Genomic DNA, 15,501 nt, shown 5'->3' with positions numbered 1-15,501 from the left:
ACTCATCGTCGATACCCCGGCGGGTCCAACCCGATCTCTCGCCCGATCGGCGGTGGCGTCGCCTTCTCCTTGGGCGGTTGAGACGACTCGTCCGAGCCGGCCTTCTTCTTGTCGGCGGCCGGGTCGACCGGCTCCGGCCGGTTTCGCTGGCCGGACGCGGATCCTTCGAGCACGGGCGCCTGCTGCGATTCCTTCAGCTTGTGCAGGTCGGACGTCTTTTTCTGGACTTCCGGGTCGGGCTTGGGTGGGTTGTTGTCCCTGGGCGGCGGCTTCGGCTTGTCGCCTTCGGGCTGAAGCTCAGACATTCGTGTCCTCCCTCGGGCCGGCAACGAAGAGTTCCTGGATCCAGTCTCCGCCGGTGCGGAACGTCTCGGTCACCGCGATGGCCAGCCGGTTGGCCCAGGCCGGCGAGTCCCTGGTGGATCCGGCCGCCCGCTCGAATGCCGAGGGCATCTCGGCGCCGAACACGATGCGTCCGCGGGCGTCCGGACCGGCGAGGTCGACGCCCATCCAGAATCGCACCCAGTCGAGCTGCTCGGCGATGGTGTCGCCGGCGATGTCGCGGCCTGCTGCCCGGCCCCAGTCGGCCACGCCGGGATCGGCCGCTGCCTCCTGCGGTTGGGCGAGCAGAAAATCAAGGACCGGACCGCAGCGGTACGCCGGTGCCACGAACTCCGGCTCCTCGACCGGGCAGCCCGTCCGCAGCGTCGCCACCACGTGCGCGGCCAGCGCGAACGGGTCGGTGCCGGTGCCGAGCGCGGCCGAGCGGGTGCCGACCGCCGCCTCGACCGCTTGGGACAGCGTGCAGTCGAGGTCGCGGGGGTCGAGGCGGTTGAGGAAGGCGCGGTGCTCGTCCCAGAGGAGCGGGCGCGGCTTGCCGGTCAGGTGGGCGACGACCAGCGCCTCGGTGAACAGCGGGAGCCACGGGTGGTCCTCGATGATCCGCTGGGCGGTGCGGATGGTGCGCAGCGTGCACGCGTCGGCCAGGCACGAGGCGCCGCAGGTCGAGCTGCGCCGGCCGATGATCGGGGCGACCTCGGCGGTCGGGGTGCGGCCGCCTCGTTCGCGCTTGGAGCCGTCCGGCATGCGTACCAGAACGGGCCGGTCCATGCCGTCGGCGAAGGTGGCCGCCGTGCCCGGCGGCAGAGTGACCAGGAATTCGGACTGCCGGTCGGTCAGGTTGACCGTCGCGCCGACCGCCTCGCGATCGTCGGCGGCGGGCAGGCGGTGCATGAACTTCACCGCGGTGTTCTTGATGACGTCGGGCACGAGCTTGCTCGGGATCTGCTCGGCGATGATCAGACCTTCGCCGTACGCGCGGATCTCCGCGAGGAGAGAGGCGAACAGCTCGACCGCATGGGCCGCCGGTCCGGGTTGCTCGGTGCGGCGCAGCAGCCGGTGCGCCTCCTCGAAGACGCTCAGGTGCCGCAGGCCCAGCTCCAGCCGCTCCGGGTGCTCCCGGGTCTCCACCCGCAGATGCTCGGTCAGCTGGATGAGCAGGCCGCCCATGAGGAACGCCTTGTCCCGGTCGTCGCCCACGTCTTCGATCTCGAAGACGACGTTGCGCCGCATCAGTTCCGCGAAGTCCAGCGGATGGCCGCCGTCGAAGAACCGGCCGGTCGTGCCCAGGCGCAGGCTGGACAGGCGCACCTTGATGAAGCCGCGGACGTTGTCGGTGATCTCCTTGCCGTAGCCGATCTGGTCGACCACCAGCTCGGCGACGCGCTGCAGGTCGCCCAGCGTGGGGTAGCGCGGCCGATGGCCGGCCGTCCGCGGCTCGCCGAGCGCGAGGTCCCAGCCCAGCTCCTCGTAGCAGCGGGTCAGGGCCGCGGCCAGCACCTGCGGGAAGGGTTCTTCGGCCTCGAATGCGGCGAGGAACAGCGATCGGGTCAGGTCGAGGTGGGTCTGCAGCGGGAAGCCGGCCGCCGGTTGCAGCGGATTGAAGCCGGCCGGCGGCGCAAACGGGTCGCCGGGCCGGATCGTGATCACGTTTTCCGAGCCGATCCGGTCGGCCATCTGCCGGTACTCGGCCTTGGCCGGCTCGACGACGAGCCACGGCAGACGCTGCGCGCTTGCCGATTCGAGCAGGTGGCGGACGGTCTGCGACTTGCCGGAGCCGGTAGCGCCGCAGACGAAGGTGTGCCGGTTGAGGCTGCCGCGCGGCAACTCCATCGTGCCGACCGCGGTGTCGGTCCGGTCGAGCACCGATCCGGCGGTCAACGCGCCGGGCCCGCTGTCGGCGGTCTCCGGTGTCACGTCGAAGTCGGAACGCATGACGTAGCGCAGGCCGGGGACCTCGTCGGTCGGGGCGACCGCGAGCGAGGCGAGCAGCGGCGAGCCGGCCAGCACCGGCGAGTCGGGCACCTCGTCGAGCGCCAGCACCTTGTCGAGGTCGCCCACGATGCCGGTCGGGACCAGGGCGTAGGGCTGCTTGCCGAGATCGGCCGAGGCGCAGACCAGCCCGGCCACCGCCTGGGCCGCCTGCGCCGTTTCGCCGCCGGCCAGCAGGTGCACCCGCCACATGCCGGTCGAGCGGCCCTGCTGGAGTTCGCGGTGGCGGCGCTGGAGCCGGGCCGCGGCGATCGCGTGTTCCGGCGACTGCGCCTTCGACTGGGCCTGGCGCTCCTCCAGGGCCACCTGCCGAGCGGTCTCCAGCACCTCGGCCTGCGGCACCGGCTCGGCCAGCACGAACCAGGCGAACCCGGCGTGCCAGACGTGCAGCAGGCATTCGTCGAGCGTCGGCCGCGGATCCTCGTCGCGCAGAGTCGGGTCGTCGGCGAGCAATCCGTCGGTCAGGCCGGCCACCCGGGTCCAGTGCGGCACGGCCCGCAGAGCCGACAAAAGATCATTTGACGGGTACGGGTGACCCAGCGCGCCCGGCGGCAACGACAACGGGACTCGGCCGTGGGCATCCGTCTCCCCGGCCACCCCGCCGGACGCGAACACCTCGACCGGCTGCCCGGCCGACCGGCGGTGCCAGCCGAGCAGCAGGCTCGCCTGGCCGTGGTAGGCCGACACGATGCCGGCCAAGCGCTGCCGGCGGCCGGCGTCGGCGCCTTGGTCGTCGCGGGCCGAGGGCGGCCGGCGGGGCAGCTCGAGCACCCGCCGGGCCGGCAGCCCGGCCAGCAGGTCGGCCGCACCGGTCACTGCTGGCCGCCCCAGGGGCCCTGGTAGGGCTGTTGTGGGTACTGCGGTTGCGGCTGGCCGACCGGTGCCTGGCCCCAGCCCGGCAGCGACGGGCCGGCCGCGGTCTGCGGGTTGGCCTCGTGCGCGGCCAGCGGCTGCGGCTGGGAGACGGTGACCTGGCTGGGCTGGCGGGTGGCCGGGATGACCGCCTCGGTGGGGTCGGGCAGCGGCGGCAGGTCGAGCGGGCCCATCGAGACCCGGGGCAGCGTGATGATCGCCGGGTCGACCTCGACCGCCTGGATCACCGAGCCCCGGCCCTGGCCCTTGACCAGGATCATCGCGTACTCCGGGAGGTCCTGGAGCACGCGCGGCTCGAGGGCGTACTCATAAACCCGCTGGACCGAGCTGGCGTCGCTCCAGTTGGTGCCGTTGGCCGTCGACTCGGTCTGGCTCCAGTTGCGGGTCTTGCTCCAGTTGGTCCCGTACGACGTGGTCCGGCCGTGGCTGCTGTAGCTCTTGCCGGAGTTGCCGCCGTGCGTCTCGGACTCGCCGATCGTGTCGGCCAGCGTGTGTGTCTCGTTGCCGCCGAGCGTGCGGGTGAGCTGGCTGAGCACGAACTTGTGGCCCTTGCCGATGTATTCCGCGGCCTGGTTGGCCTCCTGGTGGTTGCCGAGCCGCATCAGCGCGACCTCACCGCCGCCGATGGTGTGCAGCGACTCCTCGCGCAGGTGGCCGAAGAACAGCACCAGGCGTACGCCGCGGCGCTCGCACAGGGTGCTGAGCTTCTCGATCGAACGGTGGTTGACCTCGTCCGCGCCGAGCAGCACCAGCGAGCCCATCGGCGCCGACTCGCGCCGCACCTGCCGGGCCAGCCACTGCACGATCAGGTCCTTGAGCAGCTCGTTCTGCGCGTTGCCGCCCTCGCCGTCGGCGATCAGGCAGGTCAGATCGTTGAGGTCGGGAGTGGACGACTCCAGGCCCATCGACTCCAGCGGCTGCAGGAACGCCTCGATCCGGCGCAGGTGCGCGTGCATCTGCCGACGGCTCTCGTCGGGCTGCAGGTCGAGCAGCCGGCCGCTCTCGTCGGCGGTGAGCGCTGCCTGCACCGGCCGGTCGGTGAGCACCCGCAGCGCGGCGAGCAGCCGGGCCATCGTGATGGTCGGGGCGAGGATCTCGCAGATCTCGCGCAGCAGCAGGCCGTCCTGGTGGCGCTCGGCCCGGTTCGCGCCCTGGGCGTCGCCGTACATCGCCTCGACCAGGCAATCCACCAGTTCGGTCGGTTCCAGGCCGGCGACCAGGTCGAAGCGGGCCAGCTCGGACGGCAGCCGCAGCTCCTGCACCGAGCGGTTGGTCATCGCGGCGAGGTCCATCAGCTCACCGCACAGCGCCTCGCCGGTGAAGTCGACCAGCGTCATGTGACCGCGGGTGGCCAGCAGCGAGCCGCCGAAGATGGTGAGCACGGCCTCCCAGCCGTACGTCGTGCCGCCGATGATGTCGACGCGGCGGGTGCCGGGCGACGGGGTCGCCGCGGCCCACTCGGTCATCGCGTCGACCGACTGCTGTTGCTGGTGCTCGAACCACTGACGACGGTTGTCCCAGTCGGCGAACTGCGCCGCGTACTGCCCCTGGGTCTCCTGCTGGGCGGCCTGGATGGCGTTTTTCGCCATGGTCGGCTGGACGCCGAAGAAGATGGCGCCGGCGACCCCGGCGGCCAGGGCGATGAACGCGAAGAGTCCCACCGCCGCGCCGCCGCCGCTGCTTTGCGAGGAGGCGATGCCGCCGCAGCAGCCGATCACGAAGGCGAGGCCCACGCCGGCGCCGAGCGAGATCAGGATCCGCTTGGTCAGGCCCCGCTGCGCGCGGTTGAGCCGGTCGAGGAGATGACCGGGCACCGGGGCGGGCTGAGGTGGCGTTTCCATGAACTTCCGCCGGTAGAGATTCCGGTCGTTGAAGATCCAACCGAGACGCTCACCGGGCGTGGCGAGCATCGGGAGTGGACTGGACTGGGGCACGACGTCCGTCATCGGCGCGGGGCCTTCCGGGCTGGCGAGGGTTAGTGTTCATTGGAGCCCACCACTGAGCGTGTTGAGAAGACAACGTACATCTAGGGTGTACGTTTCTGGTCGATCGATGAACCCGCCTGTCCGAACGGTGACCGTTGCGGTGCGGCTGGGGGGAGAAAAGCCGTGAAGTGGTTGTTGCTGCTGATTGTCCTGCTGCTGATCGCCGGCGTGGTCGCGGCGCTCCTCAACACGGTCGGCGAAACCCGCTTCTTCCTCCGCCGGCGCCGTCCGACCTGGGATCGCGCCCGGCCGCAACCGCGCTGCCTGCAGTGCCGCGGCACCGGCTGGATCAATCAGGAGCCCGAACGCACTCTGAACTTCGTCGGTGACGGCTTCGAGGACCGACACGCGCCCGCGAAGATTTGTCCCACTTGCGGGGGAACGGGCGTCGTGCCGAACCGCTAGAAAAGCGTGAGCTCGTCGCGTTCCATGCCGCGCAGCTTGTCGTAGTCGACGACCACGCACCGGATGCCCCGGTCGGTGGCCAGCACGCGGGCCTGCGGCTTGATCTCCTGGGCCACGAAGACGCCGGTCACCGGGGCCAGCAGCGGGTCGCGGTTCATCAGTTCGAGGTAACGGGTCAGCTGCTCCACGCCGTCGATGTCGCCGCGGCGCTTCACCTCGATCGCCACCGAGCCGCCGTCGGCGTTCTTGCAGAGCAGGTCGACCGGGCCGATCGCGGTCATGAACTCGCGGCGGACCAGGGTGAAGCCCTCGCCGAAGGTCTCCGGGTGGGCGGCCAGCAGCTCCTGCAGGTGCGCCTCGACGCCGTCCTTCTGCAGGCCCGGGTCGACACCCAGCTCGTACGAGGTGTCCTGGAAGATCTCCTCGAGAGTGATCCGGAGCTCCTCGCCGGCCTTGTTCACCACCTTCCAGACGCCCGGTGCCTCCTGCAGCTTGCAGGGCGGGCTCATCCAGTTCAGCGGTTTGTAGGCGCGGTCGTCGGCGTGGATGGAGACCGAGCCGTCGGCCTTCACCATCAGCAGCCGGGTGGCCGGTGGCAGGTGGGCGGACAACCGGCCGACATAGTCGACGGAGCATTTCGCGATGACCAGGCGCACCGGACGACAGTAGCGGACCCGTCGCCGATCTCCGCACGAGCGTGCGGGTGCCATGCTGGATCTGTGCTCGAAGCGCTGACCGGAACCGGCCTGGCGGCATCCGCCGGTTTGAATGCCTACATCCCCTTGCTCGTGATGGGCCTGCTGGCTCGGTTCTCCGACCTGATCGACCTTCCCAGCGGCTGGTCCTGGCTGTCCAACGGCTGGGTGCTGGTCATCCTCGGCGTGTTGCTGGCGGTCGAGATGGTGGCGGACAAGGTGCCGGTGGTCGACCACCTCAACGACGTGGTGCAGACCGTCGTGCGGCCGACCGCGGGCGGGCTGGCGTTCGGCGCCGGCTCGACGGCACAGACGGTGACGGTGAGCGACCCGGGCTCGTTCTTCTCCTCACACCAGTGGGTGCCGGTCGCGGCCGGTGTCCTGATCGCACTGTGCGTGCATGGATTCAAGGCGGCCGCGCGGCCGGTGGTCAACGTGAGCACCGGCGGATTCGGGGCCCCGGTGGCCAGCACCGCCGAAGACATCGGCAGCGTGCTGATGTCGCTGCTCGCGGTGCTGATGCCGGTGTTGGTCCTGATCGGAATCGCGTCGCTGGTCTGGGCCGGGGTCGCGGTGGTGCGCCGGCGCCGGCGGAAGAGAGCTCTGGCCGCTTCCGGCGCCACACAATTGTTTGGTTGACTGCTTTGGTGCCCGCCCTCGCCGTGCCTCTCTTCGCCCTCACCTGGTGGGCCGCCTGCTGCCTGATCGGGCGGGACCCGGCGCGGGGCGCGCTGGTGCGGTCGGCGGCGGCGCTCACGGCGTACGCCATCGGGGTTGTGGTCCGGACCGCGTGGCCGGATTCGCCGCTCGCTCAGATCCTGCTCTGCGTGCCGGCGTTGTTCTGGGCCGGCGCAGCCGTGGCCCTGCTGCCGCGCACCCTGCCGGAGCGTCGCCAGATCGACATCGGCTGGCTGGTTCTCTCGGTGTTCTTCCTGGCCATGGTGGTGGCGCTGCCGCCGGCCGGGCGGCTGGTCTCGCTCGCGCCGCTGGCCGGTGGCCTGGTGTTGCTCTGGCGGTTCCGTGATCAGGTGCAGCCGCCGATGGTGCCGGCCGCGCTCACCGTGGCCGCCACGCTCTACGGGGTCGGTCTGGTGGCGCTGCTGCTGCCGATCGATCTCGGCTCGCCCTGGCTGGTGATCGCCGCGATCGGGCTCGACCTGATGATGCTCGGCTTCCTGGTGGCGGTGGAGAACGCGCTGCAGGTGGGCGAGCGGTTGCGGGCCGACCTGATCCGCTCGATCACCGCGGCGGCGCTGGCCACCGTCGTGGTCGGCCTCCCGACGATCTTCTCGATCCGGGCCGCCGACTCGGCGACCGTGACGTTGTTGCAGTTCACGCTGGTCGCGCTGGTGATGACCGGGGTCGCCCTGATCGGGCCGCTGCGCCGGCTGCTCGACCGGCTGGCGTTTCGTGGCGACGAGCGGTTGCGGCAGGACCGCAGCACCCTGCTGCTGCTCGCCGAGGCGCTGCCCCGGCGCCGGCCTCGGCATCGGCTGATCGCGACCCGGGAACAGGATTTCCTCCGGTTCACCCGGCAGGCGCTGGACAACTACGGCGATCTGGGCCGGTTGATGCGCAGTCCGCTCACCGACCTGCCGGCCGTGGACCAGGAGCGGCCGCTGGCCCGGGCGGCCGAGCTGCGGGTGGTGCTGGCCGAGCGGGTCGACCGGCTGCGCCCGGCCGGGTCGTTCGCCACCTCGGACGAGTGGCGGCATTACATCGCGCTGCATTTCTGCATGGTGCTGGGCCTCAATCCGTACGAGCGGCGGCACCGCACCGACGGGCTCGACCGGGAGGCCCGCCAGGCGCTCGACTGGATCCGCCGCTACGTTCCCCGGCGAAAACTGCGGCGCTGGCAGCGCGAAGGCGCCTCGATCGTGGCGCGCCGGCTGTGGGACGAGCTGACCAACGCCGATCCGCGCTGGCTGACGACACGCAGCACAAAATCTCTATCTTCGGACCGAAATGGGTAAAATGCCCCATCGTGAGCTACCGCAACGCGCTCGTCGCGGCCGTCCGGCAGGAGCTGGCCGAGGCGCGCGGTGCGGCGCGGGCGGTGCTGGCCGCAGCCGAGACGGCGCGCGGTGAGGCACAGACCCGGCGCCGGCTGGTCCGCGACGCGTACAGCACCTGCCTGAACCAGCTCGCCGAAGCCCGCGACACCACCCGGCGCGACATCCAGCGCCGCTATCAGTACGAGACCGCGAAGCTGGCCGGGAACGTCCGCCGGCTCGCCGCGCTGAGCGCCACCGGGGCGGCCGGGGCGCCCTGGCGGCTCTGGGCGCCCAGCGAACCCGAGCGCGGGAGCAGCCCCGGACTGCTGCGGATCGGCACGCTCAGCCTCGACGAGAGCACTCCGCTGCCCGCCCTCGTCCCGCTGCTCGACGCCGCCCACCTCGACCTCGACGGGCCGGCCGGGATCGCCGACGGCGTGATCACCGGGCTGCTGCTGCGCGCGCTGGGCAGCACCCGGCCGGGCGACGTCGAGCTCACCGTCTACGACCCGGAGGCGCTCGGCGGCACTCTCGCCGCGTTCGCCCCGCTCGGCGTCTCGTTCGTCGGCCCCGGCGGCCTGGACGCAATGCTCGACGAGGTCGTGGAACACATCTGCCGGGCGCACGAGACGGTCGCGCCCCGCTCCGACCCCTGGCGGCTCGTCGTGCTGCTCGCCGATCGCGACGACCTCGGCAAGGAGCAACGGGCCCAGCTCGACCGGATCGCCCGCACCGGGGTGGCCTGCGGCGTGCACCTGATCGCCCGCGGCCTGCGCCTGACCGACCATCCCACGGTGGTTCGGGTGCACCTGCGGGAGCAGACCGCCACCTGCGACGTCACCGGCGACCTGGAGATCCGGCTCGACGAGCCGCCGCCCGCCGAGCGGGTCACCGCGTTCTGCCGGGCGACCGCCGAGCGCATGCGGGCCGGACCGCCGCCGGCCCAGCTCGCCGATCTGGAGCCGGCCGCGATCTGGGCCGAGTCGTCGGCGCACGAGCTGATCGCCCCGATCGGGGACAGCACCGACGGCAGCCTCATCGACGTGCCGCTCGGCGACGACCCGCCGCACGCGCTGATCGGCGGCCCGTCCGGCTCCGGCAAGACCAACCTCATCTACTCCTGGCTGGCCGGCCTGGCCACCCGTTACGGGCCGGCCGAGCTGGCGCTCTACCTGCTCGACTTCAAGGAAGGCGTGTCCTTCGCCCGGTTCGTGCCGGGACCGCGCGACCCGAGCTGGCTGCCCCAGGTGCGGCTGGCCGGGATCAACGTCAACGGCGACCGGGAGTTCGGCCTCGCCATGCTGCGCCACCTCGGCGAGGAGCTGCGCACCCGGGCCCAGGCCGCGAAACGGGTGGACGCCTCGAAGCTGGCCGAGCTGCGCGCCGAGGACCCGACCGGCACGTGGCCCCGGATCGTGGCGGTGATCGACGAGTTCCAGGTGCTGCTCGGCGGCCGGGACGCGGTCGCCGACGAGGCCGTGGCCCTGCTCGAGGACCTGGCCCGCCGCGGCCGCTCGCAGGGCATCCACCTGATCCTCGCCTCCCAGGACGTCTCCGGGATCGAGGCGCTGTGGGGGCGCTCCGGGCTGATCGGCCAGTTCACCCTCCGGATCGCGCTGCCGAAGGCGCGGCGCATCCTGGCCGACAACAACCTGGCCGCGGCTGTGATCCCGCGGCACCACGCGGTGGTCAACACCGAGTCCGGCACGGCCGGGGCCAACCTCATCGTCCGGCTGCCGGACGCCGGCGACCGGCATGTCTGGCGCACTCTGCAGCGCCGGCTCTGGCGGATGCGGCCGGACGGGTGCGAGGAGCCGCGGTTGTTCGACGGCGACGCCGTACCGCGGCTGCCGCCGTCCTGTCGCCCCGCCGGGCCGGTGCCGGACGCCGGCACGCCGGTCGGCTCCTCCCCCGGCGCCGTCCTCGGCGAGCGCATCGACGTCGCCGCCCGCCCCGCCCGCCTGCGGCTCGGCCGGATGCCCGGCCGCAACCTCGCGGTGCTCGGCACCCGCACCGACGAGGCGTGCGACGTGCTCGCCGCGGCCGCGCTCTCGCTGGCCGCGCAGGGACCGGCGCACTTCAGCGTCGTCTGTCTCGACCAAGATGCCGGGCGCGCGGCCGCCCGGCTGGTCGCCGAGCTGCCCTCGGCCGAGTGGTACGACAGCGTGGCCGACCTGCCGCTCCTGGACATCCCGCACTACGTGCTCGGCTATGCCCTCGATGCCGGGAACGACCCCGCCGCCCTGCGGCGGCTGCTCACCGACGGCCCCGAGCAGCGCACCCACGTGCTCGGCTGGTGGCGGTCGGTGGCCCGGCTGCGCGACAGCCTCGGTGGCATGGGCGCCCGGCTCGACCCGATCGGCGCGTGGGTAGCCCTCGACGTGCAGGGCGCCGATCTCACGCCGCTCTATCCCCAGCCGGGCGGGCCCGCCTGGTACCCGCGCAACCGCCGGGCGCTGTTCTTCGACCGCGCGGTGCACCGGACCCCTGAAGTGATCATCCCGTACGAGGTGAACAGTGACCACACGTGACCGGCACCCCTTCGGCCGCGACTACCAGCTGATGGTCAGCGCTCTCGCCGAGGCGACCCGGCGGCGCGAGGCCGAGGTCGGCGGGGCCGAGCAGGCCTACCAGGACAGCGCCGCGCAGGCGGCCGGCGAGCTGGCCCGGGCCGAGGGCGACGCGCAGTCGGCGGACCGATGGGCGGGCACGGCGGCGGCTCAGGTGCTGGACGTCGACCGGGAGGCGGCCCGGCTCTGGGACCAGTTGCGCCGGGCTCGGGGCATCGGCGCGCGAGCGCTCGGCGAGGTGCCGGAACCCGTAGCGGTGGAGGTCCTGCCGCGGGTCGCGCTGCCACGCAACCCACCGGATGCGATGGACGTCGCGCCGGCCGGGACGGACTCACCCCGGGTGCTGCTGGCCCGGGTGGCCGAGCGGATCGACGGGACGATCCGGCCGGTCGGCCGGCGCGCGCTGCCGCGCTGGGCGCTGCCGCTGCTGCCGCTGCTGGGCGCGCTGGGCGCGACACTGGCCGGCCTGGTGGCCTCCGGCCTGGTGACTTTCGGGAGTACGGGTGTGTGGGGCGGCCCGATGCTGCGTGTGCTCGGGTGGATCACGTTCCTGGCGGCGCCGTCGGCCGGGGTGCCGGCGGTGGCACTGGTCGCACACCGGCGGCTGCAGGCCCGGCTCGACATCGGCGGCGTCGGCCTGACCCTGCTCGGCGGCATGATCGCGGCGACGTTCCTGTCCCTGGCGTTCGCCGCGACCCGCTAGGCCGGGACCGGGCTTTCGCGATAGGCCAGGCTCAGCACGGCGTGGGCCACCAGCACGGCGTGGACCTTGGTCTCGTACGGGCCGAGGTGCAGCTCCACCGCGTGGCTGCCGAAGAGGGCGCGGACCGTCCAGCTGTCCGGGTTGCGGTCGTCCTCACGGCTGTGGTTGACGATCACCTGAGTGGCGGCCCGGACGTTGACCGCCGACCACTTCTCGTCGGCCGTCGGCCAGGCCCGGAACCAGCCGGACGCCACGGACAGGGCTTGCCGGCTCGCTTCCGCCATCGCCCATTGCATCTCTTCCGGATCCGGTGCGCGTGTCATCCCGCCGCCCTTTTTGGTCGGAAAAATCGGGTAAATCGTAGTGGTAAAACCGCCGCCGAGTGGCGGGAATCCCGCTCGCCCATGCCTGGCTGAGGGCTCTAACGTCGGAGACATGCGAATCCGGATCGTCGACGCCTTCACCGATCAGCCCTTCAGCGGCAACCCCGCCGGCGTGGTCGTGCTCGACTCCTCCCTGTTCCCGTCCTTCCCCGACGACGCGTGGATGCTGCAGGTCGCGGCCGAGGTCAACCACTCCGAGACCGCTTTCGTGCACCCGCACTCCGACACCGCGGATTTCGCTCTCCGCTGGTTCACGCCCGCCGTCGAGGTCGCCCTCTGCGGGCACGCCACGCTGGCCACGGCACACGTGCTCGGCCGCGAGAAGGTGAGCTTCCAGACGTTGAGCGGCGTGCTGACCGCGGTGTCCGGCGGCGACGGGTGGCACACCCTCGACTTCCCCACCGCCCCGCTGACGCCGGTCGACACCCCGCCCTGGGTGGCCGGGGTGCTCGGCGCCGACGCGCGCTCGGTGCACCACACCGGGCCGAACACCGACGACCTGTTGATCGAGGTGGCCGACGAGGCCACCGTCCGCGGCCTGCGGCCCGACTTCACCACGCTGGCCCGGGTCGAGCACCGCGGCGTGGTCGTCACCGCCGCCGCGGCCGCACCGGACGCCGGCTACGACTTCGTGTCCCGCTTCTTCGGCGCCGCCGCCGGCGTGGCCGAGGACCCGGTCACCGGCAGCGCGCACACAGCGCTGGCGCCGTTCTGGTCGGCCCGGCTCGGCGGCCGCACCTCGCTCGTCGGCTATCAGGCCTCGGCGCGCGGCGGTTACGTCCGGGTCACGCTGGACGGCGAGCGCACCCACCTCACCGGCCGGGCCGTCACGGTGATCGACGGCGAGCTCTACGCCTCCGCCTGAAGCTCGACCTCGTAGCCCCACGCGTCCTCAAGGTAGGCCGCGTACGAATCGGGGCCGCCGGCGTGCGGATGGCGGTCCGCGAACAGCAGCGACCAGCCGTTCTCTTGCGCCTCGACGGTCAGCCGGTCGACCTGGTCGCGCCCGCCGACCGCGAACGCCACGTGGTTGAGGCCCGGCGCGAGCCGGTCGTGCACGTCACCGGAGAGCGCCGGCGACTGCTCCAGCACCAGGTAGACGTCGCCGTACTTCCAGGACCGGCCGCCCGGCCAGTCCTGGAAGACGGTCCACTTGAGCTCGGTCAGCAGCCAGCCCCACGGCCCCTTCGAACCCTCCAGGTCCGGCACCCACAGCTCGATGTGATGAAGCATCGGCTCAGTTGTTCCCGCCCGGGACCCACTTCACGTCGCCGCCCGGGTTGGCCACCCGGGACAGGATGAAGAGCAGGTCGGAGAGGCGGTTCAGGTACTTCGCGGGCAGCTCGCTCGTCCGTTCCGGGTCGTCGGCCAGGAGGGTCCAGGCCGCGCGTTCGGCGCGCCGCGCGACCGTACGCGCCACATGCAGCAACGCCGCCCCCGGCGTACCCCCCGGCAGGATGAAGCTGTCGAGTGCCGCCAGGCGCTCGTTGAAGTCGTCGCACCAGCCCTCGAGCCGGGTCACGTATTCCTCGGTGATCCGCAGCGGCGGGTAGGGCGGGTCCTCGGCGAACGGGTTGCACAGATCGGCGCCGACGTCGAACAGATCATTCTGCACGGCGGTGAGCACGGCGCGAACGTCCTCGGGCAGGTCACCGAGCGCCAGCGCCACCCCCAGCGCGGCGTTGCACTCGTCGGCATCCGCGTACGCCACGATGCGCGGATCGGTCTTCGCGACGACCTCGTTGTTGCCGAGGCGGGTCTCGCCGGCGTCGCCGGTACGGGTGTAGATACGCGTGAGGTGTACGGCCATAGGGACACCCTACGGAGGCGACCAAGGGCGGCGGCCCATACCATGGCCCGCGTGGATGTGATCAGGGTCAAGGGCGGCGCACAACTCACCGGTGATGTCACGGTCGGTGGCGCCAAGAACTCGGCGCTCAAGCTGATGGCCGTCGCGCTGCTGGCCGAGGGCCGCAGCGTGGTGGAAAACGTCCCCCGGATCACCGACATCGCGATCATGGCCGAGGTGTTGCGGCGGCTGGGCTGCCAGGTCAGCCTCGACGGGGGCAAGGCCACCATCGACGTGCCCGCCGAGCCGGGCAGCGAGGCCGACTACGACCTGGTCCGGCGGCTGCGCGCGTCGATCTGCGTGCTGGGCCCGCTGCTGGCCCGCCGCGGATACGTGCGGGTCGCCCTCCCCGGCGGCGACATGATCGGCTCGCGCGGCCTCGACATGCACTTCGCCGGCCTTGCCCGGATGGGCGCCGAGATCTCCGGCGAGCACGGCTTCGTCATCGCCTCGGCCCCCGGCGGCCTGCGTGGCGGCAAGATCTGGCTGGACTTCCCGAGCGTCGGCGCCACCGAGAACATCCTGATGGCCGCCGTTCTGGCCAAGGGCGTCACCGAGATCGACAACGTGGCCCGCGAGCCGGAGATCGTCGACATCTGCGAGATGCTGACCTCGATGGGCGCCCGCATCGAGGGGGCCGGCACGTCCACCCTCACCATCGAGGGCGTTCATTCCCTCTCGCCCACGACGCATGCCACCGTCGGCGACCGGATCGTCGGCGGCACCTGGGCCTTCGCCACCGCGATGACCCGTGGCGACGTCACGGTCCACGGCGTCCGGCCGGAATTCCTCGACCTCGCGCTGGACAAGCTGGTCACGGCGGGCGCGACGGTCACGCCGGGCGACAACCAGTTCCGGGTACGCATGGAGCAGCGCCCGAAAGCGGTCGACATCGTGACGCTGCCCTATCCCGGCTTCGCCACCGACCTGCTGCCGATGGCGATCGGGCTGGCCGCCGTGGCCGAGGGATCGTCGCTGATCACCGAGAACATCTTCGACGGCCGCTTCATGTTCGTGAACGAGATGGTCCGGCTGGGCGCCGACATCCGCACCGACGGGCACCACGCGGTGGTGAACGGGCGGGAGCGGCTGTCCGGGGCGCCGGTGCGGGCCACCGACATCCGGGCCGGCGCCGGGCTGGTCATCGCGGGCCTGTGCGCCGACGGGGTGACCGAGGTGGGCGAGGTGCACCACATCGACCGCGGCTACCCCGACTTCGTCTCCGACCTGGCCAAGCTGGGCGTCGAGGTGGAGCGCGCGGACGTCCCCGAGCCGACTTTCGACTTCTAGACCGCGGGAGAGCCACCCACCAGGCGCCGGGCTTCTTCAACTTCTTCCACGAAGACGAGCACTGCCATCCGGCCGTCGCGGCCGGCTGCCTGGGTGGCGCGAATGCCGGCGTCGCCGAGCAGGCGCTGGATCTCGTCGGCCAGGTCGCTGTCGTCGGTGACCGCGGCCGGGCACAGCAGGCCGTAGTCGTCCGGTTCACCGAAGATGGCGAGGCCGTCCGCATAGCGTTCGCCCGCGTCCTCGGCAGCGAACGTCCAATGGAGCCCCATCCGCCGGAAGACGGCCCCCAGGAAGGCAACCAGGCCCACGGCGATCAGCGGCCCGATGAGGTACCAGCTGTTGCCCGATGCCATGGGCACAGTCTTCCACCGTTGCGCTGCTGTTTCTGGGGATTTGACCCCATCGGGGTGGACCCCCGTCCCT

Annotated in this window: 15 protein-coding genes; 7 read left to right on the top strand and 8 right to left on the bottom strand. The window is 72.0% G+C overall.

Annotated elements, in window-relative coordinates; all coding sequences use genetic code 11:
- Positions 1–2: 2 nt before the first annotated feature.
- Genes AB0E90_RS32080 through AB0E90_RS32070 form a run of 3 tightly spaced genes read right to left on the bottom strand, consistent with a single transcriptional unit; the run spans position 3 to position 5,150 of the window.
- Positions 3–305 carry a hypothetical protein gene (locus AB0E90_RS32080; RefSeq protein ID WP_360414309.1) on the bottom strand — a complete coding sequence of 101 codons (303 nt, stop codon included), beginning with the start codon at positions 303–305 and terminating at the stop codon, positions 3–5.
- Positions 298–3,147, bottom strand: a complete 2,850-nt coding sequence (locus AB0E90_RS32075; RefSeq protein WP_360414306.1) for an ATP-binding protein — start codon at positions 3,145–3,147, stop codon at positions 298–300. The genes AB0E90_RS32080 and AB0E90_RS32075 overlap by 8 nt, the downstream gene beginning before the upstream one ends.
- Positions 3,144–5,150, bottom strand: a complete 2,007-nt coding sequence (locus tag AB0E90_RS32070) for a hypothetical protein (protein WP_360414303.1) — start codon at positions 5,148–5,150, stop codon at positions 3,144–3,146. Before AB0E90_RS32070 ends, AB0E90_RS32075 begins: the two co-directional genes overlap by 4 nt.
- Before the next feature lie 162 nt (positions 5,151–5,312).
- On the opposite strand from AB0E90_RS32070, the gene AB0E90_RS32065 reads away from it, so the two are divergent.
- On the top strand, positions 5,313–5,594 hold the full coding sequence (locus AB0E90_RS32065) for a hypothetical protein (RefSeq protein WP_360414300.1): 282 nt from the start codon (positions 5,313–5,315) through the stop codon (positions 5,592–5,594).
- On the opposite strand, the gene nucS is transcribed toward AB0E90_RS32065, so the two are convergent.
- Positions 5,591–6,250 (bottom strand): endonuclease NucS, encoded by a 660-nt coding sequence (nucS, locus tag AB0E90_RS32060; RefSeq protein WP_360414297.1) that lies wholly within the window; start codon positions 6,248–6,250, stop codon positions 5,591–5,593. The genes AB0E90_RS32065 and nucS overlap by 4 nt on opposite strands.
- Before the next feature lie 63 nt (positions 6,251–6,313).
- On the opposite strand from nucS, the gene AB0E90_RS32055 reads away from it, so the two are divergent.
- The 4 genes from AB0E90_RS32055 to AB0E90_RS32040 are packed head-to-tail and all read left to right on the top strand — an operon-like array spanning position 6,314 to position 11,556.
- Positions 6,314–6,928, top strand: coding sequence for a DUF4126 domain-containing protein (locus AB0E90_RS32055; protein ID WP_360414294.1), 615 nt, complete (start codon positions 6,314–6,316; stop codon positions 6,926–6,928).
- Positions 6,925–8,262, top strand: coding sequence for a hypothetical protein (locus AB0E90_RS32050; RefSeq protein WP_360414291.1), 1,338 nt, complete (start codon positions 6,925–6,927; stop codon positions 8,260–8,262). Before AB0E90_RS32055 ends, AB0E90_RS32050 begins: the two co-directional genes overlap by 4 nt.
- A gap of 8 nt (positions 8,263–8,270) precedes the next feature.
- Positions 8,271–10,814, top strand: coding sequence for an FtsK/SpoIIIE domain-containing protein (locus tag AB0E90_RS32045; protein ID WP_360414695.1), 2,544 nt, complete (start codon positions 8,271–8,273; stop codon positions 10,812–10,814).
- Positions 10,801–11,556 carry a hypothetical protein gene (locus tag AB0E90_RS32040; protein WP_360414288.1) on the top strand — a complete coding sequence of 252 codons (756 nt, stop codon included), beginning with the start codon at positions 10,801–10,803 and terminating at the stop codon, positions 11,554–11,556. Before AB0E90_RS32045 ends, AB0E90_RS32040 begins: the two co-directional genes overlap by 14 nt.
- Here the strand turns inward: AB0E90_RS32040 and AB0E90_RS32035 are convergent.
- Positions 11,553–11,879, bottom strand: coding sequence for a hypothetical protein (locus tag AB0E90_RS32035; RefSeq protein ID WP_360414285.1), 327 nt, complete (start codon positions 11,877–11,879; stop codon positions 11,553–11,555). The two genes, AB0E90_RS32040 and AB0E90_RS32035, sit on opposite strands and share 4 nt — an antisense overlap.
- A gap of 112 nt (positions 11,880–11,991) precedes the next feature.
- On the opposite strand from AB0E90_RS32035, the gene AB0E90_RS32030 reads away from it, so the two are divergent.
- Positions 11,992–12,804: a PhzF family phenazine biosynthesis protein gene (locus AB0E90_RS32030; protein ID WP_360414282.1), complete on the top strand. Its 813-nt coding sequence runs from the start codon at positions 11,992–11,994 to the stop codon at positions 12,802–12,804.
- Here AB0E90_RS32030 and AB0E90_RS32025 read toward each other — a convergent pair.
- Together AB0E90_RS32025 and AB0E90_RS32020 are read right to left on the bottom strand one after the other, a co-directional pair.
- The gene (locus AB0E90_RS32025; protein ID WP_360414279.1) at positions 12,789–13,172 is read right to left on the bottom strand and encodes a VOC family protein; all 384 of its coding nucleotides are present in this window, start codon (positions 13,170–13,172) and stop codon (positions 12,789–12,791) included. The genes AB0E90_RS32030 and AB0E90_RS32025 overlap by 16 nt on opposite strands.
- Before the next feature lie 4 nt (positions 13,173–13,176).
- On the bottom strand, positions 13,177–13,749 hold the full coding sequence (locus AB0E90_RS32020) for a cob(I)yrinic acid a,c-diamide adenosyltransferase (protein WP_360414276.1): 573 nt from the start codon (positions 13,747–13,749) through the stop codon (positions 13,177–13,179).
- A 42-nt stretch (positions 13,750–13,791) separates the two neighbouring features.
- Here AB0E90_RS32020 and murA point away from each other — a divergent pair, with 42 nt between their 5' ends.
- On the top strand, positions 13,792–15,078 hold the full coding sequence (gene murA / locus AB0E90_RS32015) for a UDP-N-acetylglucosamine 1-carboxyvinyltransferase (protein ID WP_360414273.1): 1,287 nt from the start codon (positions 13,792–13,794) through the stop codon (positions 15,076–15,078).
- On the opposite strand, the gene AB0E90_RS32010 is transcribed toward murA, so the two are convergent.
- The gene (locus AB0E90_RS32010; RefSeq protein ID WP_360414270.1) at positions 15,075–15,431 is read right to left on the bottom strand and encodes a hypothetical protein; all 357 of its coding nucleotides are present in this window, start codon (positions 15,429–15,431) and stop codon (positions 15,075–15,077) included. The genes murA and AB0E90_RS32010 overlap by 4 nt on opposite strands.
- Between the last annotated feature and the right edge of the window lie 70 nt (positions 15,432–15,501).

The sequence above is a fragment of the Actinoplanes sp. NPDC026619 genome, assembly GCF_040638295.1.
In the GTDB taxonomy this organism is placed as follows: Bacteria; Actinomycetota; Actinomycetes; order Mycobacteriales; family Micromonosporaceae; genus Actinoplanes.
This window is presented reverse-complemented; position numbering and strand designations above follow the sequence as displayed.